At 69.4% G+C, this 785-nt stretch carries 1 protein-coding gene; it reads left to right on the forward strand.

The window, feature by feature from the left end:
• A partial coding sequence (locus ACFWPJ_RS31180) for a polyketide synthase dehydratase domain-containing protein (RefSeq protein ID WP_378856852.1) occupies nucleotides 1-785 on the forward strand: 785 nt, incomplete at its 5' end.

Consider the following 785-nt stretch of genomic DNA (forward strand, 5'->3'; position numbering starts at 1 on the left):
AAGTGGTGATGCGTGCTGCGGACGAGGTGGGCTGCACGCTGCTTGAAGAGCTCACATTGCTGGCGCCGCTGCCTGTTTCGAACGCGGTACAGATGCGGGTGATCGTCGGTGCGGCAGGGGCTCGGGCCGAGCGGCCGGTCAGCGTGTATTCGCGTCCGGAAATCGTTGGCGCCCTCACTGATTCGGATTGGGCGCTGCACGCCGAAGGCATCGTGGCACCGGCACCGCATCCGGGCACGGCGGTCACAGAGTCCGCGGACTGCGGACATTGGCCGCCGGCCGATGCGCGGGCCGTTGATCTCGACGGCATCTACGAGCGCTTGGAACAATCCGGGTACTACTACGGCCCTAGCTATCGGGGCTTGCGCGCGGTGTGGCAGCGCGGCAGCGACATCTTCGTGGATGCCGCGCTCGCTGAGGCCGAGGGCGATGTGACGGCGTACGGTCTGCACCCGGTTCTGTTGGATGCGGTCCTGCAAGGCGTGGCGATCGCGGCCGATGCCGTCGAGAACGGCGAGAGCGAACCGCGGATGCCGTTCTCCTGGGAACACGTGCAACTGCATGCCGTCGGTGCCGCCGGCTTGCGGGCACGGATCAGTACCGAGCCCAGTGGTAGCGCGGTGTCGATCCAGGCCGTGGACCACAGCGGGCATCCGGTGATCAGTATCGGGTCGCTGGCGAGCCGGCCGTTGCCGCCGATCGATGAGCGGTACCCGCGCCGCGCCCCGCGTGGGTTTGGGGCGCGGGCTCGCGCCGCCCCCCCCCCCCCCCCCCGCCCCCCCTGA

This window comes from Nocardia sp. NPDC058497, assembly GCF_042720195.1.
In the GTDB taxonomy this organism is placed as follows: Bacteria; Actinomycetota; Actinomycetes; order Mycobacteriales; family Mycobacteriaceae; genus Nocardia.